The 23480-nt window shown below is 63.2% G+C and carries 20 protein-coding genes; 11 read left to right on the top strand and 9 right to left on the bottom strand.

The genetic code is table 11. The features are described from left to right. The first annotated feature begins 125 nt into the window (after positions 1-125). The gene (gene mutL / locus ACFIQF_RS13775) at positions 126-2186 is read left to right on the top strand and encodes a DNA mismatch repair endonuclease MutL (RefSeq protein WP_393943678.1); all 2061 of its coding nucleotides are present in this window, start codon (positions 126-128) and stop codon (positions 2184-2186) included. 80 nt (positions 2187-2266) lie between these two features. Here mutL and ACFIQF_RS13770 read toward each other — a convergent pair whose 3' ends face one another. The 4 genes from ACFIQF_RS13770 to ACFIQF_RS13755 all read right to left on the bottom strand — a co-directional run bounded on the left by ACFIQF_RS13770 (position 2267) and on the right by ACFIQF_RS13755 (position 7375). After that, complete coding sequence (locus ACFIQF_RS13770; protein WP_393943676.1) at positions 2267-3829, bottom strand: DHA2 family efflux MFS transporter permease subunit; 1563 nt, start codon at positions 3827-3829, stop codon at positions 2267-2269. 31 nt (positions 3830-3860) lie between these two features. Next, positions 3861-5105 carry an HlyD family secretion protein gene (locus tag ACFIQF_RS13765; RefSeq protein WP_393943674.1) on the bottom strand — a complete coding sequence of 415 codons (1245 nt, stop codon included), beginning with the start codon at positions 5103-5105 and terminating at the stop codon, positions 3861-3863. 94 nt (positions 5106-5199) lie between these two features. Then, positions 5200-6729 carry an efflux transporter outer membrane subunit gene (locus ACFIQF_RS13760; protein ID WP_393943672.1) on the bottom strand — a complete coding sequence of 510 codons (1530 nt, stop codon included), beginning with the start codon at positions 6727-6729 and terminating at the stop codon, positions 5200-5202. Between the two features lie 67 nt (positions 6730-6796). After that, complete coding sequence (locus ACFIQF_RS13755) at positions 6797-7375, bottom strand: MarR family winged helix-turn-helix transcriptional regulator (RefSeq protein WP_393943670.1); 579 nt, start codon at positions 7373-7375, stop codon at positions 6797-6799. A gap of 473 nt (positions 7376-7848) precedes the next feature. Between ACFIQF_RS13755 and gdhA the strand changes: the two genes are divergently transcribed. From gdhA to ACFIQF_RS13735, 4 genes are all read left to right on the top strand, one after another. After that, a complete protein-coding gene (gene gdhA, locus ACFIQF_RS13750) occupies positions 7849-9195 on the top strand; it encodes an NADP-specific glutamate dehydrogenase (RefSeq protein ID WP_393943668.1) in 1347 nt (448 codons plus the stop codon). An 88-nt stretch (positions 9196-9283) separates the two neighbouring features. Beyond that, the gene (locus ACFIQF_RS13745) at positions 9284-11188 is read left to right on the top strand and encodes a M48 family metallopeptidase (RefSeq protein WP_393943666.1); all 1905 of its coding nucleotides are present in this window, start codon (positions 9284-9286) and stop codon (positions 11186-11188) included. Between the two features lie 142 nt (positions 11189-11330). Next, positions 11331-12356, top strand: a complete 1026-nt coding sequence (miaA, locus tag ACFIQF_RS13740; protein WP_393943664.1) for a tRNA (adenosine(37)-N6)-dimethylallyltransferase MiaA — start codon at positions 11331-11333, stop codon at positions 12354-12356. Positions 12357-12415: 59 nt separating this feature from the next. Beyond that, entirely contained in the window at positions 12416-12727 is a 312-nt protein-coding gene (locus ACFIQF_RS13735; protein WP_393943662.1) for a hypothetical protein, read from the top strand. 141 nt (positions 12728-12868) lie between these two features. Here ACFIQF_RS13735 and ACFIQF_RS13730 read toward each other — a convergent pair whose 3' ends face one another. Then, positions 12869-13156, bottom strand: coding sequence for a hypothetical protein (locus ACFIQF_RS13730; RefSeq protein ID WP_393943660.1), 288 nt, complete (start codon positions 13154-13156; stop codon positions 12869-12871). 61 nt (positions 13157-13217) lie between these two features. Here ACFIQF_RS13730 and ACFIQF_RS13725 point away from each other — a divergent pair, with 61 nt between their 5' ends. The 3 genes from ACFIQF_RS13725 (at position 13218) to ACFIQF_RS13715 (ending at position 15322) form a co-directional block, all read left to right on the top strand. Continuing rightward, positions 13218-13430, top strand: coding sequence for a hypothetical protein (locus tag ACFIQF_RS13725; RefSeq protein ID WP_393943658.1), 213 nt, complete (start codon positions 13218-13220; stop codon positions 13428-13430). Positions 13431-13502: 72 nt separating this feature from the next. Further along, on the top strand, positions 13503-14150 hold the full coding sequence (locus ACFIQF_RS13720) for a DsbA family oxidoreductase (protein ID WP_393943656.1): 648 nt from the start codon (positions 13503-13505) through the stop codon (positions 14148-14150). Positions 14151-14239: 89 nt separating this feature from the next. Next, positions 14240-15322 carry a PLP-dependent cysteine synthase family protein gene (locus ACFIQF_RS13715; protein ID WP_393943654.1) on the top strand — a complete coding sequence of 361 codons (1083 nt, stop codon included), beginning with the start codon at positions 14240-14242 and terminating at the stop codon, positions 15320-15322. A gap of 17 nt (positions 15323-15339) precedes the next feature. Here ACFIQF_RS13715 and ACFIQF_RS13710 read toward each other — a convergent pair whose 3' ends face one another. The 3 genes from ACFIQF_RS13710 to ACFIQF_RS13700 all read right to left on the bottom strand — a co-directional run bounded on the left by ACFIQF_RS13710 (position 15340) and on the right by ACFIQF_RS13700 (position 18031). Further along, positions 15340-16140: an ornithine carbamoyltransferase gene (locus ACFIQF_RS13710; protein ID WP_393943652.1), complete on the bottom strand. Its 801-nt coding sequence runs from the start codon at positions 16138-16140 to the stop codon at positions 15340-15342. Positions 16141-16407: 267 nt separating this feature from the next. Continuing rightward, positions 16408-17187 carry a serine O-acetyltransferase gene (gene cysE, locus ACFIQF_RS13705; protein ID WP_393943651.1) on the bottom strand — a complete coding sequence of 260 codons (780 nt, stop codon included), beginning with the start codon at positions 17185-17187 and terminating at the stop codon, positions 16408-16410. Between the two features lie 40 nt (positions 17188-17227). Further along, a complete protein-coding gene (locus tag ACFIQF_RS13700; RefSeq protein ID WP_393943649.1) occupies positions 17228-18031 on the bottom strand; it encodes an RNA methyltransferase in 804 nt (267 codons plus the stop codon). A gap of 160 nt (positions 18032-18191) precedes the next feature. On the opposite strand from ACFIQF_RS13700, the gene ACFIQF_RS13695 reads away from it, so the two are divergent. Continuing rightward, entirely contained in the window at positions 18192-19106 is a 915-nt protein-coding gene (locus ACFIQF_RS13695; RefSeq protein ID WP_393943647.1) for an inositol monophosphatase family protein, read from the top strand. Between the two features lie 108 nt (positions 19107-19214). Here the strand turns inward: ACFIQF_RS13695 and ACFIQF_RS13690 are convergent, their stop codons facing one another. Continuing rightward, entirely contained in the window at positions 19215-19613 is a 399-nt protein-coding gene (locus tag ACFIQF_RS13690; protein WP_393943645.1) for an RcnB family protein, read from the bottom strand. 379 nt (positions 19614-19992) lie between these two features. On the opposite strand from ACFIQF_RS13690, the gene mutS reads away from it, so the two are divergent. Further along, positions 19993-22650, top strand: coding sequence for a DNA mismatch repair protein MutS (gene mutS, locus ACFIQF_RS13685; RefSeq protein ID WP_393943643.1), 2658 nt, complete (start codon positions 19993-19995; stop codon positions 22648-22650). Further along, positions 22647-23471 (top strand): proteasome-type protease, encoded by an 825-nt coding sequence (locus ACFIQF_RS13680; protein ID WP_393943641.1) that lies wholly within the window; start codon positions 22647-22649, stop codon positions 23469-23471. Before mutS ends, ACFIQF_RS13680 begins: the two co-directional genes overlap by 4 nt. The last annotated feature ends 9 nt before the right edge of the window (positions 23472-23480 follow it).

Genomic DNA, 23480 nt, shown 5'->3' with positions numbered 1-23480 from the left:
CAACGCCAGCAGCTGCGTGCAACGCAGGGCTGGTGGTTTGATAGCCATCGGCAGCCCGCTGCGGGCGGCCCGACACAGCGCGCACTTTACTCTGAATGCTGCGCTGCACTGCCTAAAATCCCTTCATGACCGTAGAAACCAACGACCAGGCTTTTGACAGCTCCGACGCGACCACCCTCAGCGGCGCCAGCGTGCAGCCGCGCCGCCAGATCCGGGACCTGCCCGACGAGCTGGTCAGCCAGATTGCAGCGGGCGAAGTGGTGGAGCGCCCGGCTTCGGTGGTGCGCGAGCTGGTCGACAACGCGCTCGACGCAGGCGCCAGCACCATCACCGTGCGCCTGCTGGCTGGCGGCGTGCGCCTGATCGCGGTGGAAGACGACGGCTGCGGCATTCCGCGCGAAGAGCTGCCAATTGCGCTGCGCCGCCACGCCACCAGCAAAATCCGCAACCTGCACGATCTGGAATCCGTCGCCACCATGGGCTTCCGCGGTGAGGCGCTGGCCGCCATCGCCTCGGTGTCCGAGATGGCCGTGCTCTCGCGCCCGCCCGAACAAGACAGCGCCTACATGCTCGACGCCCGCAGCGGCGAGCTGCGCCCCGCCGCCCGCAACCCTGGCACGACGATGGAAGTCAAGGAGCTGTTCTTCAGCACCCCGGCGCGGCGCAAGTTTCTCAAAACCGACGCCACCGAGCTGGCGCACTGCATCGAAGCCGTGCGTCGCCATGCGCTCACCCGCCCCAGCGTCGGCTTCGCCATCTGGCACGAAGGCAAGCTGATGGAGCAATGGCGCGCCACCTTGAGCGCCGCCGATATCGACGCCGCGCCCGACACCGAAGCCCGCGAGCAACTGCTGCAAACCGCGCTCGACAAGCGCCTGGCCGATGTGCTGGGGCACGATTTCATCGAACAATCCGTGCTGGTGCACTACCGTGCCGGCCATGTGCTGGTGCGCGGCCGCGCCGGTGTGCCCAATGCGGCCCGCTCGCGTGCCGACCAGCAGTTCTGCTACGTGAACGGCCGCTTTGTGCGCGACAAAGTGCTCACCCACGCAGCCCGGGCCGCTTATGAAGATGTGCTGCACGGCAACCGCCAACCCGTCTATGCGCTGTATGTGAGCATCGACCCGATGCGGGTAGACGTGAACGTGCACCCGACCAAGATCGAAGTGCGCTTCCGCGACAGCCGCGAGGTACACCAAGCCGTATTGCATGGCGTGGAAAACGCTTTGGCCGCGCCGCGCGCCCAACAACTGGCAGATGCGCCCACGGCAGAAAACACGGCTGATGGCACAACGGCTTTCAGCAACAACAGCCCCGCACCGGCCCGCCCTTTCCAGGCGCAATCGGCCATGCATTTTGAAGCGGCGCCCCGCGTCGATAGTGCACAGGCTTTGGCGCAAACCGCCGTGCTCTGGGGGCAGCCAAGCCGCCCGGGCGTACCGCTGGGCAGCATCAACACCACGCCAGCCCAGCCTTGGTCACCCGCGCCAGCGTCGGCCAGCGCCAGTGTGCAAGTACAAGAAGACACCCGCGCCTGGTCGGTTCAACCCGCCGGCCCGCAACTGGTGCCCACGCTGCCGCCTGAATCGCCTGAAAACCCCTGGCCGCTGGGCCGCGCCGTGGCACAAATCCACGGCGTCTACATCCTGGCCGAAAACGCGCAAGGCATGGTGGTGGTCGACATGCACGCCGCACACGAGCGCATCGTCTACGAGCGCCTCAAAAGCCAGATCAACGACGGCGCAGCCATTGCGAGCCAGCCACTGCTGATTCCGGCCACCTTCTCGGCCACGCCGCAAGAAGTGGCCACCGCCGAAGAAAACGCCGAAACCCTGGCCCAGCTGGGCCTGGAGATCGTGCCCTTCTCGCCCAAAACCTTGGCCGTGCGCGCCACGCCTACCACCTTGGCCCAAGGCAACCCGGTAGAGCTGGCACGCAGCGTGCTGGCCGAGTTGGCGCAGCACGACGCCAGCACCGTGGTGCAGCGCGCCCGCAACGAAATCCTGGGCACCATGGCCTGCCACGGCGCCGTGCGCGCCAACCGCCAGCTAACCATCGACGAGATGAACGCCCTGCTGCGCGACATGGAACACACCGAGCGCTCCGACCAATGCAACCACGGCCGCCCCACCTGGCGCCAACTGACCATGAAAGAGCTGGACGCGCTGTTTTTGCGCGGGCGTTAAAGCGCCTTCAGCAACGGCTGGCAGAAATAAAAACGGAAGCCTCATCAGCTTCCGTTTTTTGCTTTTCCGGGAACCTGTCCTCAATGCGCAGCCGAGGCCGCTTCCGAGCCGCCGCCGTGGCCTTTGGGACCTTTGGCCAGCCAGACCAGGGGGATCAGCAGCAAAAACAGCACCGACGAGGCCCAGAAGATGTCGTTGGCGGCCAGCATGAAGGCTTGCTGGTTGACCATCTGATCGACCTTGGCCAGTGCCTGCTGCAGGCTCAGGCCGCTGGCTTGCAGGCCTTGCACCACTTGCGCGGTGGGGCCGTCGCCCAGCGAGATGTGCTCCACCAATTGAGCATGGTGCAAGGTGGCGCGCCGCTCCCACAGCGTGGTCGAGATCGATGTGCCCACCGCACCAGCCGTGATACGCACAAAGTTCGACAGGCCCGATGCACTGGGCATTTTCTCGGGCGGAATATCGCTCAGCGTGATCGTCATCAGCGGAATGAAGAAGCCCGCCATGGCGATGCCCTGGACGATGGTCGGGATCATGATGGTCGTCAGATCGACCTGGGTGTTGAAGTGCGAGCGCATCCACATCACGATGCCGAACACCAGGAAGGACACGGTGGCATAGCGGCGCGGGTCCACCTTGTGGATGGTCTTGCCCACCACCGGCGAAAACACCATGGCCAGCAGGCCCACGGGCGCCATCACCAAGCCGGCGTCGGTGGCGGTGTAGCCCATGAACTGCTGCAGCCACAGCGGCAGCAGCACCACGTTGCCAAAGAACAAGCCGTAGCCCACCGAGATGGCCAAGGTGCCGGCCCAGAAGTTGCGGTTTTTGAACAGGCGCAAATCCACCACCGGGTGCTTGTCGCCCAGCTCCCAGATCAGGAAGTAGGCCAGGCCCACCACAGCGATCACCGCGCAAGCCACCACCATGGGCGATTGGAACCAGTCATGCTCTTTGCCGATGTCCAGCATGATCTGCATGGCCGAAACCCAGACCACCAGCAGGCCCAAACCGATGGCATCAATCGGCAGCGCCTTGCGTGGCGAATCGCGGTGGCGAAAAATCGCCCAGGTGGCAAACACCGCCAGCACGCCGACCGGCACGTTGATGTAGAAGATCCACGGCCAGCTCATGTTGTCGGTGATCCAGCCGCCCAGGAGCGGCCCCATGACCGGCGCGATCAGCGTGGTCATCGACCAGAAAGCCATGGCCGTACCCGCCATGGCACGCGGGTAGCTTGCCAGCAGCAGCGATTGCGACAGCGGAATCATCGGCCCGGCCACAAAGCCTTGCAGCACGCGGAAGGCGATGAGCGAGCTCATATTGGGTGCCAGGCCGCACAGCCACGACGAGATCACAAACAGCAGCACGCTGAGGATGAACAGGCGCACCTGGCCAAAGCGCATCGACAGCCAGCCGGTCAGCGGCACGGAGATGGCGTTGGCCACGGCAAAGCTGGTGATCACCCAGGTGCCCTGGTTGGCGCTGACGCCCAGGTCACCCGCAATCGCAGGCAGCGAGACGTTGGCGATCGAGGTGTCGAGCACGTTCATGAACACAGCCGCCGACAGCGCGATCGTGCCAATGGTGCGGGCCGAACCTTCGAGCGGCGGGTGCGGCAGTTGAGGAGCAGCAGTTGCCATCACAGCCTCCTTGCGTATGCGCGGACCGCGCTCACAGGTGCTTGCCTGCGTTGTCGGCAATCACCTGCGCCACCACGGCGTCGGCACCCTGCTCTTGCAGCTCGTACACCTGGGTTTGCACCACGGGTTCTTTGCGCGTGGCATCAGCCAGCAGCTTGCCGTCTTGCTGCTGGATATCTACATCCACCACCATCGACAAACCTACGCGCAGCGGGTGCTCGTCCAGCTGCGCGGCATCGAGCGCAATGCGCACAGGCACGCGCTGCACCACCTTGATCCAGTTGCCAGTGGCGTTTTGCGCTGGCAGCAGCGAGAAGGCTGCGCCGGTGCCCACGCCCAGACCTTCGATGCGGCCTTTGAATTCGACCTTTTTGCCATACAGATCAGCCGTCATTTTGGCGGGCTGGCCAATGCGCAGATTGCGCAACTGGTTTTCCTTGAAATTGGCCTCCACCCACAGCTGCTTCATTGGCACCACGGTCATCAAGGCATTGCCTGGCGCCACGCGCTGGCCCACTTGCGCCGAGCGCTTGCCCACCACGCCGGAGACGGGCGACACCAGCTCGGTACGCTGCATGGCCAGGTAAGCCTCGCGCACCTTGGCGGCGGCGGCTTGCACGTTCGGGTGCTCCTGGATGTTGAGGCCATCGGTCAGCGACTGGTTGCTGGCCAGTTGCTCACGCGCCGTGTTGACGGCGGCTTGAGCTGCGTTCAGCGCCGCTTGCGCCGCATCAACCTGGCTTTGCGCGTGGCTCAGCTCTTCTTTCGACACTGCGCCATTGCCGCTGAGCGCCTGGCGGCGCTTCAAATCGTTTTGCGCACGCAGCACATCGTTTTTGGCCTTGGCCACTTCGGCCTGGCGCTGCGCGATTTGCGCGGTGTACGAACCGTTGTTCACATACAGCGTGCGCACCTGACGCACGGCTTGCGCCAAGGTGGCTTTGGCCTGGTCAAACGCCAGCTTGGCGTCGGCCGGGTCCAGGCGCAGCAGGATCTGGCCTTCCTGCACGTAGTCGGTGTCGTCGGCCATGATGGCCTGCACCGTGCCCGCCGTCTGCGGTGCGATCTGCACGATGTTGCCCTGCACGTAGGCATTGTCGGTTTCTTCGTAGTGGCTGTTGACCATCCAGTCATACACGCCGTAAGCGGCGCCCAGCACCACGACGAGGCCGGTCAGGCGCAGCAGCCATTGTTTGCGCGGGTTGTGAGGCACGGACACAGCGACGGGCGCTGCAGCAGCGGGTTGTTGGGGAGCGGGTGCGTTGGTGTTGGACATGGTGTTGCGTTGCTTGTTTTTTAGCGGCTGCGACTTTGAGCTTGCGCTATTGGGCCCAGCCTATGCTTATGTGTTGTGAGGGTGCACGCGGGGTTCAGCCGGCTTGCTTGGCTTGTTTGGCTGGCGACTTGGGAGCGGATGAGCCAGTGCTTGCGGGCTGCTCTGCGCCTGCCGCTGGCTCGCTGTAACCACCGCCCAAGGCCTGGGCCAAGGCGGCGTTGGTGGAGAGAATGCGGGCCTCGATATCCACCGTCTGGCGGCGCTGCGCCAGCACACTGGTTTCGGCCGACAACACGCTCAGGAAAGTGCCCAGGCCGGCGGCGTAGCGCTGGTTGGCAATGTCGAGCGCGCTTTGCGCGGCCGCCTCGGCCTTGCGCTGCTCGGGCAGTTGCGCATGGGCCGAGCGGGTGCTGGCAATCTGGTCGGCTACATCGTGCACGGCGTTGATCACCGCCTGGTTGTAGCCTTCCACTGCGGCGTCGTAATCGGCCGATATGCCACGCAGGTTGGCACGCAAGCGGCCCGAATCAAAAATAGGCAAGCTCAGCGCCGGGCCTACGCCCCATTCGCGTGCGCTGGTTTTGGCGAAGTTGTTCAAGCCCACGCTGGACAGGCCGACAAAGGCCGTCAGGTTGATGTCGGGGTAGAACTCGGCTTTGGCCTCGGCAATGCTGCTTTGCGCGGCTTCCACACGCCAGCGTGCAGCCACCACATCGGCCCGCCGACCCAGCAGGTGGGCCGAGATTTGTTGCGGGTACTGCGGCAGCTTGAGCTGGGCAATGGGCGCGGCTTGCAAGCCTTGCGCTTGCGCGGGCTGGCCCACCAGCGCGGCCAGTGCGTTTTGCGCCAGCTGCTTTTGCTCGCGTACCTGCTCCAATTGCACACGCGCCTCGGGCACGCCACTTTCGCTTTGGCGCACTTCCAAGGTGGTGTCCAAACCGGCGTTGTAGCGGTCGAGCACCAGTTTCAAAGTGTGCTCGCGCTGGGCAATGGCGCGCTCGGCCACCGTCTCTTGCGCTTGCCAGCGGGCCAGTTGTACATAGGCTTGCACCACATTGCTGGCCAGCAGCACGCGGGCAGCATCGCTGTCGGCCTGTGCGGCGCGAGCGGCGCCAACCGCGGCTTCCAGCGCAGCGCGGTGTTTGCCAAACAGGTCGAGCGACCAACTGCCGTTGAGCCGTGCCTCGGCGGTGCTGTAGTTGTGGCCGGCAATCGGTGGCGGGATCATGCCGTGGGCTGGCGCGTGGTTGCGGCTGGCCGTGGCTTGCGCGTTGAGCTGCGGGCCATCGGCCGCCTGGCTGATCTGCGCCTGCGCCCAGGCTTTGCGGATGCGCGCTTGCGCCACTTTCAAGTTCGGGCTGTCGGCCAGTGCGGTAGCCACGAGCTGGTTCAGGCGCTCGTCGCCCAGCGCTGTCCACCACTGCGCATCCACGGGCGCTACCGTGGCGGCCTGGTCGGCAGCCGAATCGGCGGCCAGGCCCAGCGATTGCGGCGTGCGCTGCTGCGCCTCGGTCTGGATGCCGCTCATATCGGCACAGCCCGCCATCAGCGTAGCGGCGGCCAGCGCCAGCGCAGACAGCGCCAGTCGGCGGTTCTTGCCGGGTTCGGGGAAAAGGCAGTTCATCAAAATAGCTTTCTGTTGGCCTGTGGCCTTGTTATGGATGGGTGCTTTTTGGGCTGGGAACTTGGTTTCAGTGCTCGGGCTCGTCCGCTGCCATGGCGCAGCCGCCCACGCCGTCGGGCAGGTTCAGCGCCTGGCCCATGGTTTGCGGCAAAGCTTGGTAGATGCGGCGCAGATAGCCCTGGAACTGCACCAGCTCCTCGGGCGAGAGCGGGCTGAGCGCAGCTTGGTTCACGCTTTTGACGATGTCGGGCACCTGCGCTGCCGCCTGCATGCCTTCGGCCGTGAGGCGCAAATGCACCACGCGCCGGTCGTCGCTGGAGCGTTCGCGCTCGATGATGCCTTTGTCGACCAGGCGGTCGATCAGCCGCGTCATGGCGCCCGGCGTCTGCATGGTGCTGCGCGCCAGATCGGCGGCGGTCTGCGCCTCGCCACTGCCCAGGCGCAGCACGGGAATCCACTGCGCCTGCGTCAGGCCCAGCGGCTCCATGCGGCGGTCTACCTCGGCACGGACTACGGTCGAGATGATGCGCATGAGCCAGCAAGGAAAGTTGGCAGCCTTGATCGGCTCGATCACGGGCAAAGCGTCCAAACGGCTGTCCAGTGCATCGCTGCCTGGCTCGGCCAAAGGGCGGCTGGGGTCTTGCATAAGGGTTCTCTTTCTGCAGTGCTAGCTGACGGTTGCGGCAGGCGCTGATGGCCGGCAGGAGCGCGATTATCAGTGCATTCATTGCCTAGGCAATGGTTGATTACGCAATAACCACATTCACCAGCCTTGGTACTGGCCACCACGCGCAACAACCGGGCTGGCAGCCGGGTTTTAAGGGCATGCAGTGCCTTCAACGCAGCTTGCTCGCCCGGCAGCAGCTCGTATTGCCCAAGCACCTTTTTGGTGCCATATACCTGCCAACTGCAGTGATCTGGCAGGTAAATAAGCGCGCAAGGCGTAGAGCCGACGCGAGAATTGCGCACATTTGTCATACGCATTGCGTAGGACAAGCTCAACTTTATGCATCAGTGCATGCCGATTCGGCATAATGTTGGTTTTTGGTGCACGAGCGCACCATTGATGTGCAGCACCGAATACGTGCATTCCGGCCTTCCGTATCAGAAAGTTCTTTCATGCAACACCAATCTCTGGAGCAATTTCTCGCCTACGTCGAGCAACGCAACCCCGGCCAGCCGGAATTTCTGCAAGCCGTGACCGAAGTGATGGAGAGCCTGTGGCCCTTCATCCAAAAAAACCCCAAGTACGCCGAACACAGCCTGCTCGAGCGCCTGGTCGAGCCCGAGCGCGTGATCTCCTTCCGCGTGAGCTGGGTGGACGACAAGGGCCATGTCCAGGTCAACCGCGGCTACCGCATCCAGCACAGCATGGCCATCGGTCCTTACAAGGGCGGTCTGCGCTTCCACCCCTCGGTCAACCTGTCGGTGCTCAAGTTCCTGGCGTTTGAACAAACCTTCAAGAACGCACTGACCACGCTGCCCATGGGCGGCGGCAAGGGCGGCTCCGATTTCGACCCCAAGGGCAAGAGCGAAGCCGAAGTCATGCGCTTTTGCCAAGCCTTTGTCTCCGAACTGTTCCGCCACGTGGGCTCGGACACCGATGTGCCCGCAGGCGACATCGGCGTGGGTGGCCGCGAAGTGGGCTTCATGGCCGGCATGTACAAAAAGCTGGCCAACCGCGCTGACTGCGTGTTCACCGGCAAGGGCCTGTCGTTCGGCGGCTCGCTGATCCGCCCCGAAGCCACCGGCTTTGGCACCGTGTACTTTGCGCAAGAAATGCTCAAGACCCGCGGCAAGAGCTTCGAAGGCCTGACCGTGACCGTCTCGGGCTCGGGCAATGTGGCGCAGTTCGCCATCGACAAGGCCATGGCGCTGGGCGCCAAGGTGGTGTCGGCCTCCGACTCCTCGGGCACCGTCTACGACCCCGCCGGTTTTGACGGCGACAAGCTGCTCAAGCTGATGGAAGTGAAGAACAAGCACTACGGCCGCGTCTCCGACTACGCCAAGCTAGTGCCCGGCGTGCAGTACTTTGAAGGCAAGACGCCCTGGTTCATCAAGGCCGACGTGGCCCTGCCCTGCGCAACGCAGAACGAGCTGCACTTGGCCGACGCGCAAGAGCTGATCAAGAACGGCGTGCTGTGCGTGGCCGAAGGCGCCAACATGCCTTGCACCATCGAAGCGGCCAAGGCTTTCGAGAAGGCTGGCGTGTTGTACGCACCAGGCAAGGCATCGAACGCCGGTGGCGTGGCCACCTCGGGCCTGGAAATGAGCCAGAACGCGCTGCGTCTGGGCTGGCCTGCCACCGAAGTGGACGAGCGCCTGTTCCAGATCATGGAAGGCATCCATGCTGCCTGCGTCAAGTACGGCAAGCGCGATGACGGCTCGATCAGCTACATCGACGGCGCCAACATCGCCGGTTTCGTGAAGGTGGCCGACGCCATGCTGGCCCAAGGCGTGCTGTAAATCAAACACCCTTGAAGCGGCGACAGCGCTTGCGCGCTGCTGCCCGCACAATAGCCCCCAGTGCCCTCCGGCGTTGGGGGCTTTTTGCATGGGCAGACACAACAACGAGGGGGCCATGGAGCAGGCAGACTTCATCCATCTGGTGCGCGAGAGCGAAATAGAAAGCGCCAGCAACAGCGCCGCTTACCGGCGCAGCGTCATCCGCTTTGCGATCCTGGGCTACCTGTGGGTGGTGGGCTGCTTGGTGCTGGGCCTGGGCACAACCGCCTTTGTGGTGCTGCTGGCGGTGCAAGGCAAGTTTCGCCCCGTCTATGTCTGGATGCTGCTGTTTGGGCTGGGGCTGCTATGGGCCAGCCTCAAGGCGCTGTGGAGCGGCCCGGAGCCAGAGCCCGATGGTATTCCGATCACCGAGGCCGAGGCGCCCGAGCTGTTCAAGGCCTTGGAGCGCATTCGCCGCAAGGTCAAGGGCCCGCCCATCCACGCCGTCTACCTGCAAGACGAGTTCAACGCCGCTATTCGGCAGCGCCCGCGCTTTGGCATGCTGGGCGGCGCCACCAACCACCTGATGATCGGCCTGCCGCTGCTGATGGCGCTGGACAAAGTGCGCATCATGGCCGTGCTGGCCCACGAATACGGCCACCTGCGCGAGAACCACAACCGCCTCAGCGCCTGGGTCTACCGCTCGCGCCGCGCCTGGATCAAACTCTACGAACACACGCGCGAAGACACAGGCGCCATGGGCATGGCCACGCGCTCGTTTCTGAACTGGTATTTTCCGCGCTTTGCCGCCAAGTCCTTCGCCATGGCGCGCCAGGACGAATACGAGGCCGACCGCATCGCCGCGCAGCTGCTGGGCGCCGAGGTAGCCGCCGCCACGCTGACCGAGGTGGAGATCAAAGCGATCTGGCTGGCCGAAGATTTTTGGGGCCTGCACTGGCGCAGCGCCGCCGCGCACCCTTTGCCGCAAGGCCCGTTCCGCAGCATGCAAGCGCTGCTGCGCCTGCAGCCCGAGCCCGGGTTTGCGCAAGATGCGCTGCGCCGCTCGCTGGCCGTGATCAGCGATGTGAGCGACACCCACCCCGCCTTGCGCGACCGCGTGGAAGCCATCACCGGCGAGCGCCCGGGCCTGCCCAGCTGGTCGACCAAGGGCGCAGTCAGCCTGCTGGGCCCCAAGGCCGAGCAGTGGATGCAGCATTTCGATGCGCTCTGGTGCAAGGCCAACGCCAGCACCTGGAAGCAACACCACGCCCGCATGTCGCGCTGGCAAGCGCATGCCCAGCGCCTGCGCGCCAACGCCGCGTACAACAAGGCGGCAGACACCTGTGAACTGGCTCTGATCGAGCGCCGAATCGCGCCCCAAGCGCCCGTGCGCCACCTCTACGAACAAGTGCTGGCAGCCAACCCGCAGTACCCGCGCGCACTGGCTGGCCTGGTAAGCCTGCTCTCGCTCAACGAAGCAGCGCTGACGCAAAAATGCCTGGAAACCCTGTGGCAAACTGCTCCCAGCTACCGCCCGTTTGCCAGCGCGCAAATGATTCAGCTGCTGGAGGCACAGGCCAAGCAAAGCAGCTATGACGCTGCGGCCATGCGCCTGTGGCGCGAGCGCGCCAAACAAGCCGAGCAAGAACAGCAAAGTTTTTTGCAAGCCCTGCAAGAGGCGCCGGTGTTCCAGCATGTGCGCATGCACGACCTCAGCGAGTTCGAGCTGGAAGAACTGCGTGGCGAGCTGGCGCTGTACAAAGTGATCAGCCAGGCCTGGCTGCTGAGCAAGTACGAATCGTCGATGCCTGAGCTACGCATCCACCTGCTGCTGGTGCAAGCGCCCACGCTCAACGAAGACGGGCGCACGCAATTGCGCCGCGCGCTGTATGACGACCTGAACCTGCCCGGCATGCTGCTGGTGGTATGCGTAAGCCCGAACGAGCCCGCCAGCGAAGAAGACGCACGCCGCCACGCGCGCCAGCCCATCTATCTGGCGGCCTACCGGCCTTGAGTTGCTGCGGGCTGGCAGGCAAACTCCAGCCCGCCGCCTTGCCATCGCTTTGGCTCTACACTGGCGGCCTTTCCCCATCACTCACTGACTCCAGCAGCCGCTGCGCGCTTGCGCCCTGCTCGCTGGCGACCGTTTTTTCACCGTGCCATCCGCTGCAACCACCCCTTTGTGCCTGGGCCTGGCCGGCCCCACCGCTTCCGGCAAAACCGGCGCCGCCATTGCGCTGGCCCAGCAATTGGCGGGTGTGCGGCCGGTTGAGATCATCAGCGTCGACTCTGCCCTCATCTACCGCGGCATGGACATCGGCTCGGCCAAACCCAGCGTGCAAGAACAAGCCGGCATTGCGCACCACCTGCTCGATATTCGCGACCCGCTGGACTCGTACAGCGCCGCCGAGTTTGTGCGCGACGCGCTGGCGCTGATCGAGCAAATCCACGCGCGTGGCGCCATCAGCCTTCTGGTGGGCGGCACCATGCTCTACTTCAAAGCCTTGATGGACGGCATTGACGACATGCCCGCCGCCGATGCCGCCGTGCGCGCCCAGCTCGACGCCGAGGCCGCCGAACACGGCTGGCCGCACATGCACGCACTGCTGGCACAGATAGACCCAGTGACCGCTGCGCGCCTGGCGCCCGGCGACAGCCAACGTGTGCAGCGCGCACTGGAAGTGTGGCGCGTCACTGGCCAGCCGCTTTCGCACTTCCACGCCCAAGAAAAACGCCCTTCGCCGCTGCTGCAACTGGCGCCGGCCTTTCAGCTTTTCAGCCTGGAGCCGGACGACCGCGCCTGGCTGCACCAGCGCATTGCCTTGCGCTACGACCAGATGCTGGCGCAAAACTTTCTGGCCGAGGTGCTGCAATTGCGCGTTCGCGGCGATTTGCACCTGAACCTGCCCTCGATGCGCTGCGTGGGCTACCGCCAGATGTGGGAAATGCTGGACAGCTGCGCCGCCCAAGGCATTGCCGTGCACAGCCAGGCCGATGTGCCCGCCGCACTTTGGGCCGACATGCGCGAACGCGGTATCGCCGCCACGCGCCAACTGGCCAAACGCCAGATCACCTGGCTGCGCAGCATGCCGCAACGCCGCGCCATCGCTTGCGATGCGCCAGATGCCTTGCAGCAGTGGCTCCACATGGCCACGCAGGAGTTGATAACACAGCGCGCCTGAGCAAAACGCTTACGCTATATTGGGCTTTCGGTCCTACCGCAACCCTTACTCGTACGCCCTTGTATTTCATCCAATACGAAATCCGACCCGCGCCCACAAGCGCACTCTTTTACCTGGCAGGTGGCGCCATCGCCAATTGCTTTATCCAGGCCAGCTCGCCGGAAAAAGCGCAGAAGTTAGCTCTGGAAAACTTCAAAGAGCAGGGATGGGAAGTCGTTTCTCTGGAAGACGGACCTTTCATTGCGCCGCGAGACAACTACTTGGACGATGACGAATGGCTGCAATGGTTTGATGAGGCATTGCAAAGTGGCGCATGCTACATCTTTCACCAATGGCCGCCTGAAGCCCAAGACGGCGACCAGAGTCATTAAGCATCTACAGAAAAGGGCTCTCTGCTGCAACACATACAGAACTATTGGTGGCTGTACTGGGGAATTGGCGCAGGCCTTGGCTGGACCATATTTCACTATCGCCGAACAAACTCCGAATTGCCGCGACATCGACGATGGAAGTCACTGATCAGAGGCAATGACGAACATGGCGGAGGAATTCCCTTTCGGCAGCTGCTCTTGTTTGCCATCGGGTTGGCCATTCTTGCCATCGCAATGTTGACAGGCCTGCTTCGTTAACCAGTTCTGGAAAAACGACAGCAGCACCCACTGGCGGCTGGCAATAGCACTGGCCTGACCATGATGCCAATTTGGCTTGCGCAAGCTGCTGACTGAGCACGCGGTATTGCCACAGTAGCCACACCAGCCCGGCAACCATTGCTGCGGTAACCACGCAACACGGGCTGGCATTGCGGCCCGGGTTTCGCTACGCTGGGCGCAAACCAACCCGTTTGTTTGTCTGGAGCACCGCATGCGCGACCCCGAAAGAATCGAGCCCATGCTCGACACCCTTCGCCAAATCTGGCAACGTTACCCCGACTGGCGTCTGGGCCAGTTGCTGGTGAACGCCATCAACCCCAACACGCCCTGCCCGGAAATCTTCTACGCCGAAGACGAGGCTCTGCTGGCCAAGCTGCAAATGCTGCTGCAACGGGCGCAAAGCAGAGATTCGGGCACTCGCTAAGCCGAGCACAAACAATAGCCACAGGCCGCTGCGAGACAGTGGCTCGCACCCCTTGCTGCAACAATGCGGGCGATGAGCCTTTCTCCCCCACACGCCGTCGCAGAGTTGCATGTTGATTTCGCGCTCGATCTGATCTGCCCCTGGTGCTGGATCGGGCTGCGCAACCTGCTGGCCGCACGCGAAGCATTGCAAGCCCAATCACCGCAGCTTTCCACCGCCATCGCCTGGCACGCCAGCCCTTTGTTGCCCCATATTCCTGAAGAAGGGGTTCCCTACCAGGCTTTTTACGAAGCGAGACTGGGCGGGGCGGCAGCTGTAGAGGCACGCCGTGCGCAGGTACGCGCCGCTGCACAAGCTGCCGGCCTGAGCTTGAACCATGCGGCCATACAAGTCTTTCCCAACACCCGCCTGGTTTGTGCCTTGGTGAACCACGCCCAAACCCAGCTCGGCACCGAAGCCATAATTGGCTTTGTCGAATCTGTTTTCAGCGCCTACTTCCAGCAAGGGCGCAACATTGGCTCTGTGACTGAACTGCAGGCGCTGGCCCAGGCCGCTGGCCTTAGCGACGACCCGGCGCAATGGGAAACAACGCCCCAACGCAGCAGCTTGCAACCCGCAGGCGGCGTACCGCACATGGTTTTCAATCAGCGCGTACCGGTCACCGGCGCAGTGCCAGTGGCTGATTTACTGCGTGCCATGACGATTGCAACTGGCGCCTGAGCCTTGGCAAACCCCAATGTGGGCAATTCGTCTGCGAGTCCAATCTCGGCTACGCTAGCGTGCATTGTTTGCTGACTGATTGCTTATCCATGCGTCCACTGTCCCCGCCCACCAACCGCCCGCATTGCTGGCGCGACCAGGCCATCGCCAAAATCGAGGCCGATTACCAGCGCAGCGCCGACACGCACCTGATCCCGCTGAACCTGCCCTGCTACACCGACGCAGGCATTGATCTGTACCTGAAGGACGAATCCACCCACCCCACAGGCAGCCTCAAACACCGCCTGGCACGCTCGCTGTTTTTGTACGCGCTGTGCAATGGCTGGGTCAACCAGGGCACGACGATTGTTGAGGCATCAAGCGGATCGACGGCGGTGAGCGAAGCCTATTTCGCCCGCTTGTTGGGCCTGCCGTTTGTGGCGGTGATGCCGCATTCCACATCGCCCGAGAAAATTGCGCAGATCGAATTTCTGGGTGGCCGCTGCCACTTTGTGAACAGCGCTGGCGAGGTCTACGACGCCGCGCGTGAGCTGGCCGCAGCCTGCAACGGCCACTACATGGACCAGTTCACCTACGCCGAGCGAGCCACCGACTGGCGCGGCAACAATAACATCGCGCAAAGCATGTTCCAGCAAATGGGCATGGAACGGCACCCTGTCCCGCGCTGGATCGTGGTGGGCGCCGGCACCGGCGGCACCAGTGCCACCATTGGCCGCTTTGTGCGCTACATGCGCTACGACAGCCAGGTCTGCGTGGCCGACCCCGAAGGCAGCGTGTTCTACGACTATTGGAAAAGCGGCAACCCGAACCTGAGCGCCCCCGGCTCGCGCATCGAAGGCATTGGCCGCCCGCGCGTGGAGCCCAGCTTTGTGCGCGGCGTAGTCGACCACATGGAAGTTGTCAGCAACCGCGAATCCGTTGCCGCCATGCAGTTGCTCAACCATGTGCTCGGCCGCAAGGTGGGCCCATCCACCGGCACCAACATGGTCGCCATGCTGCGCCTGGCCGACGCCATGCGCCAGCGCGGTGAAACCGGCTCACTGCTGACCTTGCTGTGCGACTCCGGTGAGCGCTATCTGCCCACCTATTACCAGGCCGAATGGCTGAGCGAAAACTTTGGCGATTGTGCGGGTGAGCATGGGGTGTTGCAGCCGTTGATGCACGGCCAATAAGGCATTCCTGCCGCGCGTCAACGCACAACAGTCAGCATGTAAGTCAACAAAGCACGCTGCACGTCCAGCAGCCCATGTTTTTGCGCGTAGCCCACAAAGCCTTCATAGTTGACCGGATCAAAACCAACCTCTCTCCCGATATGAAACGGCGGTGTCGGCATAAGCTCGGGCTGCCCCAACTGCGCAAGGTGCTCGGCTGTCAGCGACCAGGCCTCGTCGCTGAAACCTACCGGCCAGCTATCCGTCACGACGATATCTACGGCCTCGGATACCGAGCTGAGAAAGCGCACACCGGGTTTGCGGACGTGAAATTCCGGCCCGCAAAAATGCAACAGCTCAATGCCCATCACACCGGCCAGTTGGTGCCAGGACTGCAGCACATTGGTGGGCGGCCCCCACAGCGCGATCTTGACCTGCTCGATCGGGCCGATCTCAGAGTCGATGAAATACGCATCGGCAAGCACTTCGCAGGGGTGCGCCTGGCTCGACATGGCATTGATCACAGGGCGACTGGAGGCTTCTGCAAACTCACGCAGGCGTTCGTGGTTGGACTCCCGCACCACATACGCCGAGTAAAAAGAATCCAGATAGCCCGCCAGATCGCGCGCACGCTCTGCTGTTTTCAATAAATTGGGCAGCTCAACACCGGCCAGTCCCAGCTGCTCAACGGCCTGGAGAAAACCGGTTCGCGTGCGAACACCGTCACCTTCAAAAGACCAGGCTACACGCCCTGCTACCTTGGCACGCGGTTTTTGTACCAAGGCCCAGATGGCCCGAATTTGCGCAGCAGAAAGATCATGGATGTCGAGCAAGTACATGGGCTGGGATAGATGAAAAGTGATCCAAGGCCAAACGCAATAAAAACATACTAACCTTGAATCATCTCTACCACCCGGTGCTGCAACACCGCCATCGTCACTTCGTCTGTGTACACCTGTAGACAGCGAAAGTTAAAAAGTTCGCAGCCCAAAGCAATGTCGCCCACACGCAACAAAGCGGCAGGCAATCATTTATACAGAATCGGGATTGCGCTTAACACAGGCAAGCGCCAAATGCAGCACTGCAGACCGCAAGCAATCCGGCGCTTACTTGCCCACCAGATCGCTCAGCTTCTTGGCCTCGAACTCGGCCTCGCGTTGGGCGTCGCAGGGCACGCAATCGCCCACCTGGCTTTGCACGGACAGCTTCTCGATCGCTGCCCAGAGCATGGTGATTTGCTGCTCGTGCCCGGCGGCGTTATCGATGATGCCGCGCATGGCTTTGGAGAGCGGATCGTCCTCTTGCGTGACGCCGTAAGCGGTGAACTTTTTCTCTGCGGGCTCTTCAGTCACATCGGCGCTGGCACCTTCTTTGGAAGGGATGATGCGCGCCGGAATGCCCACTGCCGTGGCACCCGCAGGCACGGGCTTGATGACCACAGCGTTGCTGCCGATCTTGGCGCCGTCGCCCACTTCAAACCCGCCCAGCACCTTGGCACCAGCGGCCACCACCACGTTTTTGCCCAAAGTGGGGTGGCGCTTGCTGCCCTTGTAGAGCGTGGTGCCACCCAGGGTGACGCCGTGGTAGATGGTGCAGCCATCGCCCACCACCGCCGTCTCGCCGATCACCACGCCCATGCCGTGGTCGATGAAGACGCGCTTGCCGATGACCGCGCCGGGGTGGATCTCGATGCCGGTGAGCCAGCGGCCCATGTGCGAGATAAAGCGGCCCAGCCACTTGAGCCCATGGTTCCAGCACCAGTGCGCAGGGCGTTGCAGCCAGATGGCGTGCAGGCCCGGATAACAGGTGATGACCTCCCAGCGGCTGCGGGCCGCAGGGTCGCGGTCCAGGATGCACTGAATATCGGAGCGCAGGCGGTCAAGCATGGAAACGTGGAATCTGTCGATATAAGAGAAAGTAAGAAGTCTAGCGGCTTGCGGCCTCGGCCGTCCGCAGCATGGCCTTGGCAACACCACGAAGTATGTGGATTTCTTCCTGGGTCAATTGTGCGCGGTTGAAGAGCTGGTTCAGGCGCGGCATCAACTTTTTGGGCGCATCCGGGTCCAGAAAACCCACTTCGGTCAACGCCTGCTGCCAGTGCTGCAGCATGCCGGCCACCTGCTGGGCATCGGCCCGCTCGCCGTGCACGGCCGCATCGTGCACGGCATAACCGCCCAGCGCCTGGCGCCAGTCATAAGCCACCACCTGCACGGCCGAAGCCAGGTTGAGCGAGCCAAAGTTGGGATTCGTCGGGATCGACAGCGCCACGTTGCAGCGGTAAACATCTTCATTGGCCATGCCATAGCGCTCGCAGCCAAACAAAAACGCCACGCCGGTTTCACCACTGCGGTCCAGCACCGGCGATGCGTCTGTAGCAGCAGGCACCGCATCACCAGCTGCATTTCCCGGCCGCAAAGCGCCACTCAACAACAAGGCGAAGTGCTCACGCGGCGGGCGGGCGGGCGGGCCAAAATCGCGTGGCGTCATGGCGGTGGCGCACAGGTGGCTCATGCCATCGAGGGCTTCGTCCACCGTCTCGACGATGCGGCAATTGGCCAGCACATCGAGGGCGCCGCTGGCACGTTGGATGGTTTCTTCCTTGCGCAGCACATTCGGCCAGCGCGGGCGCACCAGCACCAGCTCGTCAAAACCCATGGTTTTGATGGCGCGGGCAGCAGCACCCACATTGCCAGCATGGCTGGTTTCGATCAGGACAAAACGGGTTTTCATAGGGAAAGCATTCAAATTCAGGACTGCCCTGCGCGATTTTTGGCGCGCAGGTACAATTTGGCCCCTATTGTCGCTGGCGCATCGCCGCTGGCGCACCCCTATTGCTCTTGACCCAGCGTCCCGCAGCGCTATTGCTGCCCACCCAACGCCTTCACAATTTATGTCGTCCTCCTCCCTGCACCCCATGCTCAACATGGCCATCAAGGCCGCTCGCGCCGCAGGCGCCATCATCAACCGTGCCGCGCTTGACGTGGAAGCGGTGCGGGTGTCGACCAAACAGGTGAACGACTTTGTGACCGAAGTGGACCAGCAGGCCGAGCAAGCCATCATCGAAACCCTGCTCACCGCCTACCCCGGCCACGGCATCCTGGCCGAAGAATCGGGCAACGAGTACGGCAACCGCAACTCCGACCACATCTGGATCATCGATCCGCTGGACGGCACCACCAACTTCATCCACGGCTTCCCCGTCTACTGCGTCAGCATTGCGCTGGCCGTGAACGGCCGTGTGGAACAAGCCGTGGTGTACGACCCCACGCGCAACGACCTGTTCACCGCCACCCGTGGCCGTGGCGCCTTCCTCAATGAGCGCCGCATCCGCGTCTCCAAGCGCACCATGCTGCGCGACACGCTGATCACCACCGGCTTCCCCTTCCGCCCGGGCGACAACTTCAAGCAATACATGGCCATGCTCGGCGATGTGATGCAGCGCACGAGCGGCGTGCGCCGCCCTGGCGCTGCGGCGCTGGATCTGGCCTATGTGGCCGCAGGCTTCAGCGACGGCTTCTTCGAAACCGGCCTGAGCATCTGGGATGTGGCAGCCGGCTCGCTGCTGGTGACCGAGGCCGGTGGCCTGGTGGGCAACTTCACCGGCGAAGCCGATTTCCTGGAGCAGCGCGAAATTCTGGCCGCCACGCCCCGCATCTACGGCCAACTGGTGCCCGTGCTGGCCAAGTACAGCAAGTTCGCCGGCGCTGGCGACAAGGCCGCCGTGCGCCAGGCGCTGGACAGCGATACCGCTGAATCTGACGCCGCGCCTGCCGAAGACCAAGTCGAAGGGGACAAGGCCGAATAAGCCTGCTCCCCTTCCAAGGAAAATGCCCGCAGGCTTGGCCGGCGGGCATTTTTGTCTTGTGGGCGGCAGTCTGTTCAAAGCAGGCCGCCAACCACCAAATGTCAATTATCAATTGCTCAAAATGATCTGCGTGATCACACCCGTGGCAATGGCGACCAGCAAATAATCGCCGCCGTTCTGAATCCAGTGGTAGCCGCGAGGCGGTGCGGACAAGCGGTGGCCGCGCCAGTCATTGACCACATAGTTGTGGCCCCGGTATTGCGGCGGCACGCGCGAGCCCTTGTACCACCGGTGGTCAGGGCCAGCACCTCGGTGCGCGGCCACCGCAGGGGCACGGTGTGGGGCCGGACGGGCATTGTGTAACTGGCCGGGGTGCTGGTTGCGGTTGTCATGGCGCGCTTCGGGCGCGTGGCCGTGCGGTTGTGGCTGGGCCTGAGCGGTAACGGCGCCTGCGCCCAAAGTAGCGGCGATGGCGGCAACGGCGATTCGGTTTATCCATGTTGTCATTGGAAGCTCCTTTTTTTGGCTGTTTGACAAGACTGCAACGCCTTGCATGTTGTCCATGATGACCCCATTTCGCTGTGCCAGCACTGGCTTTACCGAGCTTTTCCCCAGCACTGTCTGCGCTTTACAAATGCAAGAAAATCGCATTTGCAGTACTGATTCGCGCTATTTTTGAGAAGATTGGCGCCAGCCTCCAACGCAGCATTGGCGAGTGCACGCTTACCACAAGCCCCCTGCCCGGCTGGGCCGCAGCAGCAGCCTGTTACGGTAAGATGCGCGTTTGGCCCGCAGGCTGGCGGCCGCCGCGCGTTTGTAACAAACACGCTGCAGCGGCGCCGGTGGCGGGCATTTTGCAGACCCTCTAGCCGCTACGCTCCAGACAATGGATTCAGACACCGAGAAAAATCCAACGCCCTCCAAGAAGGGAGATTTTTCAGCGCACACGCCGATGATGCAGCAATACCTGGCTGCCAAGGCTGACTACCCCCACACCCTGCTGTTCTACCGCATGGGTGACTTTTATGAGCTGTTCTTTGGCGATGCCGAAAAGGCCGCGCAGCTGCTCGACATCACGCTCACCCAGCGTGGCCAATCGGCCGGCCAGCCGATTCCGATGGCGGGCGTGCCCTTCCACGCACTGGAGAACTACCTGGGCCGCCTGATCAAGCTTGGCGAATCGGTGGCGATTTGCGAGCAAGTGGGCGAGGTGGGCGCCAGCAAAGGCCCGGTCGAGCGCAAAGTGGTGCGGGTGGTGACGCCCGGCACGGTGACCGACAGCGAGCTGATGAGCGACAAGGCCGAGGCCATGCTGCTGGTGGTGCACCAGGCACCGCGCGCGCGCTGCGGTCTGGCCTGGCTGAGCGTTACCCAAGGCAAGATTTTTCTGGCCGAATGCACGAACGAAGACCTGGGCAGCTGGATAGCCCGCATCGCCCCCAGCGAAGTGGCCTACAGCGCAGGCGCTACGCAGCGCTTTGAGCAAGAGCTTTACCAAATGCGCAGAGGCGGCGTTATCACCTGCCCGCTCACGCTGCGCCCCGACTGGCAGTTTGACGAGAAGCTGGGCGAGCGCAAGCTGCTCGAGCAATTGGGTGCCGCCAGCCTCAAGGCCTGGAACGCCGAAGAGCTGTACGCCGCACACGCTGCCGCTGGCGCGCTGCTGACCTACGCCGAGCACACGCAAGGCCGCGCGCTGCCGCACGTGCACAGCATCCATGTGGTGCGTGATGATGCGCTCATCAACCTGCCTGCTACCACGCGCCGCAACCTGGAGCTGGTCAAAACCTTGCGCGGCGAAGACAGCCCCACGCTGTTCTCGCTCATCGATACCTGCCAAACCGGCATGGGCAGCCGCCTGCTCAAGGCCTGGTTGCTGGAGCCCAGCCGCGACCGCAGCGATGCCGGCGCCCGCCTGCAAGCCATTAGCGTGCTGCGCGGCGAGAGCTCGTCTGCCGCCGCTGCGCCGTGGCAGATTCTGCGCACCGAACTCAAAGGCGTCTCCGATGTGGAACGCATCACCGCCCGCATTGCCTTGCGCCAGGTACGCCCGCGTGAGCTGGTGGCACTGGGTTTGACGCTGCAAAAAGCCGAACAGCTGGCGCTCAACGGCGCTTCGCCAGCGCCGCTGCTGAACCAGATTTTCGAGGCCTTGCAACCGCCGCGTGAGGCAATGGAACTGCTGCTCAAAGCCATTGCACCCGAGCCTGCCGCGCTGGTGCGCGACGGCGGCGTCATCGCCAACGGCTTTGATGCTGAGCTCGACGAGCTGCGCGGCATCCAGACCAATTGCGACGCTTTCCTGCTCGATCTGGAAACCCGCGAAAAGGCGCGCACCGGCATCAGCAACCTGCGCGTGCAGTTCAACAAGGTGCACGGCTTCTATATTGAAGTGACGAGCAGCCACGCCAACAAGGTGCCCGACGACTACCGCCGCCGCCAGACCTTGAAGAACGCCGAGCGCTTTATCACGCCCGAGCTCAAGACCTTTGAAGACAAGGCTTTGTCGGCGCAAGAGCGCGCCCTGCAGCGCGAAAAGCTGTTGTACGAGCAAGTGCTGGACCAGTTGCAGCCCCATGTGCCGCAGCTCACCCGCGTGGCGCAGGCCATCGCTTCGCTGGACGCGCTGTGCGCGCTGGCCGAGCGCTCGCTCACGCTCAACTGGTGCGCGCCGCAGTTCGTGCCCGAGCCTTGCATCGACATCGACGCAGGCCGCCACCCGGTGGTGGAAGCGCGCCTGGCCGAGACATCCAACGCCTCGTTCATCGCCAACAACACACGCCTGTCCAGCAACCAGCGCCTGCAGATCATCACCGGCCCGAACATGGGCGGTAAATCGACCTATATGCGCCAGGTGGCGCTGATCGCGCTGCTGGCCAGCATGGGCAGCTATGTGCCGGCCACACGCTGCCTGCTCGGCCCGATCGACGCCATCCACACCCGCATCGGCGCGGCCGACGACCTGGCCAACGCGCAATCGACCTTCATGCTGGAGATGACCGAGGCCGCGCAAATTCTGCACAGCGCCACGCCCAACAGCCTGGTGCTGATGGACGAGATCGGCCGTGGCACCAGCACCTTCGACGGCCTGGCGCTGGCTAGCGGCATTGCTACGCACCTGCACGACAAAACCAAGGCGCTGACGCTGTTTGCCACCCATTACTTCGAACTGACCGAGCTGCCGGCCAAGGCCAAGCACGCCATCAACATGCACGTGGCCGCCACCGAAGCGGGCGCCGACATTGTGTTTCTGCACGAGATCCAGCCCGGGCCGGCCAGCCGCAGCTACGGCGTGCAAGTGGCCAAGCTGGCCGGCATGCCAGCGCCCGTGCTCACGCATGCGCGCCACGCACTGGCGGCGCTGGAATCGCGCCAACAAGCCAACGAAGCACAGGTAGACCTGTTCGCCGAACCGGTCGCAGCCGATCTTCCTACCCCGAGCGCTGTCGAAGCCAAGCTGCGCGAGCTGCAGCCTGACAGCCTGACGCCGCGCGACGCGCTCGATCTTCTCTACTCCCTCAAACGACTCGCAGACAAGTCATGACCTACTGTGTAGCCATCAAGCTGAACGCCGGCCTGGTGTTCCTCTCGGACTCGCGCACCAACGCCGGCCTGGACCATATCAGCACCTTCCGCAAAATGATGGTGTATGAAAAGCGCGGCGAGCGCTTCATGGTGCTGCTGTCGGCGGGCAATCTGTCGATCTCGCAATCGGTGCGCGAAATCTTGCAGACCCAGCACCTGGAAGACGAAAACGGCGGCCCGCCGATCACCATCTGGAACGCCAAAAGCATGTTCGACGCCACGCGCGTACTCGGCGCTGCCGTGCGCCACATCTACGAGCGCGACGGCAAGGCGCTGGAACGCTCGGGCGTGGATTTCAACTGCAGCATGGTGTTTGGCGGCCAGATCGCGGGCGAGGCGCCGCGCCTGTTCCAGATGTATTCAGCCGGCAACTTTATCGAAGCCACCACCGAAACGCCTTACTTCCAGATCGGTGAAGCCAAGTACGGCAAGCCGGTGCTCGACAGGGTGCTGACCCAGCACACGCCGCTGAACGAAGCGGCCAAATGCGCTCTGGTCTCCATGGACAGCACGCTCAAATCGAACCTGTCGGTCGGCCTGCCGCTGGACCTGGCAGTGTACGAAACCGACGCGCTGCAATGCAACAGCATTGCCTGCATTGACGAGCACAACGCTTACTTCCGCATGGTGCGCAACACCTGGGGCGACAAGCTGCGCCAGGCCTTTGACAGCATCGACGACCCGCGCTGGGACAATGGCAACGTGGCAGACTCGATCCAACCCAGCAACAGCCAGGCCAAGCCTGTAAAGAAAATCACCGACTCGAATGTGATGCTGTAAACGCAGCTA

The organism is Comamonas trifloxystrobinivorans, from assembly GCF_043359985.1.
Lineage (GTDB): Bacteria > Pseudomonadota > Gammaproteobacteria > Burkholderiales > Burkholderiaceae_C > Comamonas > Comamonas trifloxystrobinivorans.
The sequence above is the reverse complement of the archived record's forward strand: the minus strand, read 5'-3'. Positions and strand labels throughout refer to the sequence as shown.